Origin of the sequence: Candidatus Stygibacter australis, from assembly GCA_030765845.1 — a bacterium.
GTDB classification, from domain to species: Bacteria; Cloacimonadota; Cloacimonadia; order Cloacimonadales; family TCS61; genus Stygibacter; species Stygibacter australis.
The window spans coordinates 1-4,081 of the sequence record JAVCDJ010000275.1 but is presented as its reverse complement, the minus strand read 5'-3'; the positions used below and the strand labels follow the sequence as shown (position 1 = coordinate 4,081).

Here is a 4,081-nt window from a genome sequence, read left to right as displayed (position 1 = left end):
AGTCTGCTGTTCAGATAGGCAGTCCTATCACGCAGAAACTGCTTTCAGATTATATGCAGGAAGCAGTATTGGCTGGTTTGATCAAATGCTCAACTGATAATGGTGCTGGTGGATTATCATCATCAATTGGTGAATTAGCCCAGATACCGGGTGGGGCAGAAGTACACCTGGAAAAGGTTCCTTTGAAATATGCCAATCTGATGCCCTGGGAGATCTATATATCAGAATCTCAGGAGAGAATGACATTTGTGGTGGAAGAGAAAAACTATCCAGCACTACTCAAGCTGGCTGATGAACGAGAAGTTGAACTCAGCAGAGTAGGAATTTTTACTGACAGTGGATTTATTGAAGTAAATTATGATAATAGACCAGTAGCATATCTCAATATAGATTTTCTGCATAATGGCTTTCCGCGTAAGCAAATGGAAGCTGTATGGAAAAGACCTGATCTGAGTGAACCTGTTATCTCAGAAGAGCTTGATCATAATGAGATTATCTTAAAACTGCTTTCTAATTGGAATATCTGCTCTCGAGAAAGCGTGATCAGGCAATATGACCATGAGGTAAAGGGAAAGACGGTGATCAAACCATTGATGGGAAGTACCGGGAGAGCACCTCAGGATGCTGCTGTAATTAGGCTTGATTTCGAGAGTTGGAAGGGAATAGCAGTATCTAATGGTATTTCTCCTAAATATGGCGATATTGATGCCTATCAGATGTCTGCAGGCGCTTTTGATGAAGCTATCAGGCAGATAATTTCGATAGGTGGACAGCTGCCTGACCCTGAGTCTCAGGAAATGATATTCTGGTCAGTGAACGATAATTTCTGTGTACCGGATTCATTATATGATGCTGTAACTAATCCCGATGGTAAGATGAAGTTAGCCAAGCTGGTTCAGATGAACCAGGCACTATATAATATGGCAACATATTACAATATCCCCATGACATCCGGAAAAGACAGTATGAAGAATGATTTCAAGTCGGGTGAGACTAAAATATCTGTGCCACCTACAATTCTTTATTCCATGACTGCCTTGATAATTGATATCCGTAAAACAGTAACCAGTGATTTCAAAACAGCAGATGACCTGATCTATCAGATAGGGGAGACTTACGATGAATTAGGAGCTTCTGAATTTTATAAACAATTGGGATATTTAGGGAAAAATGTTCCTCAGGTCAGGATGGAAAAGGCAAAAGCGATTTATATAAAAGTGATGGAAGCAAATAAGAAAGGGCTTATTGCTTCAAGTCATGATATATCTGATGGTGGTTTGGCAGTCTGCCTTGCTGAATGTTTGCTGGGCTTAAATCTTGGTGCTGAGATCAGTTTGAATAATGATGAGCTTAGTGCAGCAGCACTATTATATTCAGAAAGTCACAGCAGGTTTGTGGTTTCTATTGATCCAGAGAATAAGGCAGAATTTGAAGCAATCTTAGGCGAATCTGCAACAAATATGGGCAAAGTTACTGATATCGCAAAATTAGAGATAAGCTTAAATGGCAATGAGATAATCAACCTCAGCTCAGAAAAGTTGGAGCAGTATTGGTCTAAAACCTTGAGGGAAATATGATCGGGAAGCATGAAATGAAAAAAGTAAAATCATTAGTAGTTACGGGATATGGGATAAATTGCGAAGGAGAACTGGCAGCAGCATACCAATTAGCTGGAGCAGAAGCTCAAATTGTACATTTAAATGATGTATTTCTGGGGAAAGTAAAAATAAGTGATTATGATATCCTTAATTTCCCTGGTGGGTTTTCATTTGGTGATGATCTGGGCTCTGGCAAAGTGCTGGCTAATAAGATGAAATATAAGAGAATAGCAGATGGTGAGTTATTTTATAATGTCATTCTGGAATTTATAGAAGCAGGAAAATTTGTCTTGGGAATTTGTAACGGATTTCAGTTTCTGGTGAAAATGGGGCTTCTGCCAAATGTAGCTAAAGAGCATTCTCAGGAAGTTACGCTGACTTTGAATGATTCAGGTAAGTTTGAAGACAGATGGGTATATTGCCGAACTAATCCGGCATCAGTAACACCATTTTTGAAGGGAATAGACAAAACAGCATTACCCGTAAGGCATGGTGAAGGCAAACTGATCATCAGAGACGAACAGATTCTTAATGGTATAATAGAAAAGAACTTGAACTGCCTGTCTTATACTGATTTCGAGGGTAATATTACTGCTGAATATCCATACAATCCTAATGGGTCATATATAAATTGTGCTGGTTTATGTGATGAGACAGGACAGGTATTTGGTTTAATGCCGCATCCAGAAGCATATTTATCTATATTTAATCACCCTGACTGGGGACGAAAAAAGAGAATGAATCCTGAAATGTCAGAAGATGGTGAAGGATTAGAGATATTTAAAAACATTGTGGAGCATATCAAGAACAGGTGAAAGGAAATGTAATGCAGGTAAAAGAAATTATCAAAGAACTTGAATGGTTAAGGCAGGAATTGATTGGTAGAAATATAATGATACCAACTCCTTATGGGGAAAAACCAATTGTATATCTTGATTACACCGCCAGTGGAAGAAACCTCTATTTTATCGAGAACCATCTTAACAAGATCAGGCAATATTATGCAAATTCACATACTGAGGATGATTTTACTGGTAAAACAATGACTCTTTTATTGCATGAAGCTGAAAGAAGGATAAAAAAGTCGGTTCATGCGGGTGAACATGGAAAGATAATTTTTACTGGATCGGGTACTACTGGAGGTATCACCAGATTACAGCAGATATTGGGAGTATATCTACCCCCGGCTACCCGGGAAAGGTATGATCTGTTTCTGGAAAGCTGCCTGGTACGAAAAGGTGTAGAAAAGTCTTCCTGCCATGATGCCCTGCTTCATTATATTGACTACTATAAGCCAATAGTGTTTGTGAGCCCATATGAGCACCATTCTAACGAGATTATGTGGAGGCGGACATTATGTGACGTTCAGGAAGTTGAACTCGATAAAGAAGGTCATATCGACCTGGGAGTTCTGGATAGGATAGTTTCTGATCCCAAATATAAGGATAGACTGAAAATTGGCTCATTTTCCGCTGGCTCAAATGTAACTGGACTTTTATCAGACACATATGCCATTGCCAGGATTCTTCACAAGAATAATTGCCTTGCCTGTTTTGATTTTGCTGCTTGTGGTCCTTATATAGGAATTGATATGAATCATGATGAAGAAAGCTATTACGACGCTATTTTCTTCAGTCCTCATAAATTCCTGGGAGGACCGGGATCCAGTGGGGTATTGATCTTTAATGAAAATATATATCGTTCTGATCTTCCCCCCAGTATTGCAGCGGGTGGCACGGTAGACTATGTTTCTAAAACCACAGAATTATATGTAACTGATATTGAGACTCGTGAAAAACCGGGAACTCCGGGAATATTGCAGGCACTGCGAGTTTCTTTGGCAGTGGAATTGAAAGAAAAAGTTGGATTGTCAAATATAGAAGCTATCGAAAAATATTTCATGACCAGATTTTATTCTGAAATCGGGAAAGAAGAAAATATTGAATTTTTAGGGGAAACTGATCCAGGGAAGAAGGTGGGGATAATTCCTTTTAATATCAAATTCAATAATGACGGCAAGATAATCCATCCCAAATTTGCTACAAAGCTGCTGAATGATCTATTTGGCATTCAAACAAGAGCAGGATGTTCCTGTGCAGGTCCTTATGGTCATTTGATCATGCATATTGAAAAAGAACTTTCAGAAAGATATATGAAAGTGATCCAGACTAAGCACCTGGCTGGATTAAAACCCGGCTGGATCAGGCTGAATGTGCATTATATCCTATCTGAAGAAGAATTCGAATACACCGTGGAAGCAATTCGCTTCATCAGTAGAAATGCAGTAAAGTTCCTTGGTCAGTATAATTTTAATATGTACACGGGAGAGTGGAATCATATATCAGAAAAAGGCTTTGATCAGATTGTGGATCTGGATATAAATAGAGCCTTACAAACAGAGCAGATCGTGAAATCAGAAATAAAACCATTTACCGAGATCTATCAGAACAACCTGAAACAAGCAGAAGAGATTGCTCAAGGAT

General features: G+C 38.9%; 3 protein-coding genes. All 3 read left to right on the top strand.

Annotated features, from left to right (window positions below; translation table 11 throughout):
* Window positions 1-1,577: AIR synthase-related protein (locus tag RAO94_14085; GenBank protein ID MDP8323471.1), on the top strand; the 1,577-nt coding region annotated here is incomplete at its 5' end.
* A 14-nt stretch (window positions 1,578-1,591) separates the two neighbouring features.
* Window positions 1,592-2,413 carry a phosphoribosylformylglycinamidine synthase subunit PurQ gene (locus RAO94_14080; GenBank protein ID MDP8323470.1) on the top strand — a complete coding sequence of 274 codons (822 nt, stop codon included), beginning with the start codon at window positions 1,592-1,594 and terminating at the stop codon, window positions 2,411-2,413.
* A gap of 11 nt (window positions 2,414-2,424) precedes the next feature.
* Window positions 2,425-4,081 (top strand): aminotransferase class V-fold PLP-dependent enzyme (locus RAO94_14075; protein ID MDP8323469.1); only part of this gene is annotated, 1,657 nt, incomplete at its 3' end.

Excerpts from the sequence above, each read along its gene's own strand:
- RAO94_14080 (MDP8323470.1), top strand. The coding sequence starts at position 1,592 with ATGAAAAAAGTAAAATCATTAGTAGTTACGGGATATGGGATAAATTGC.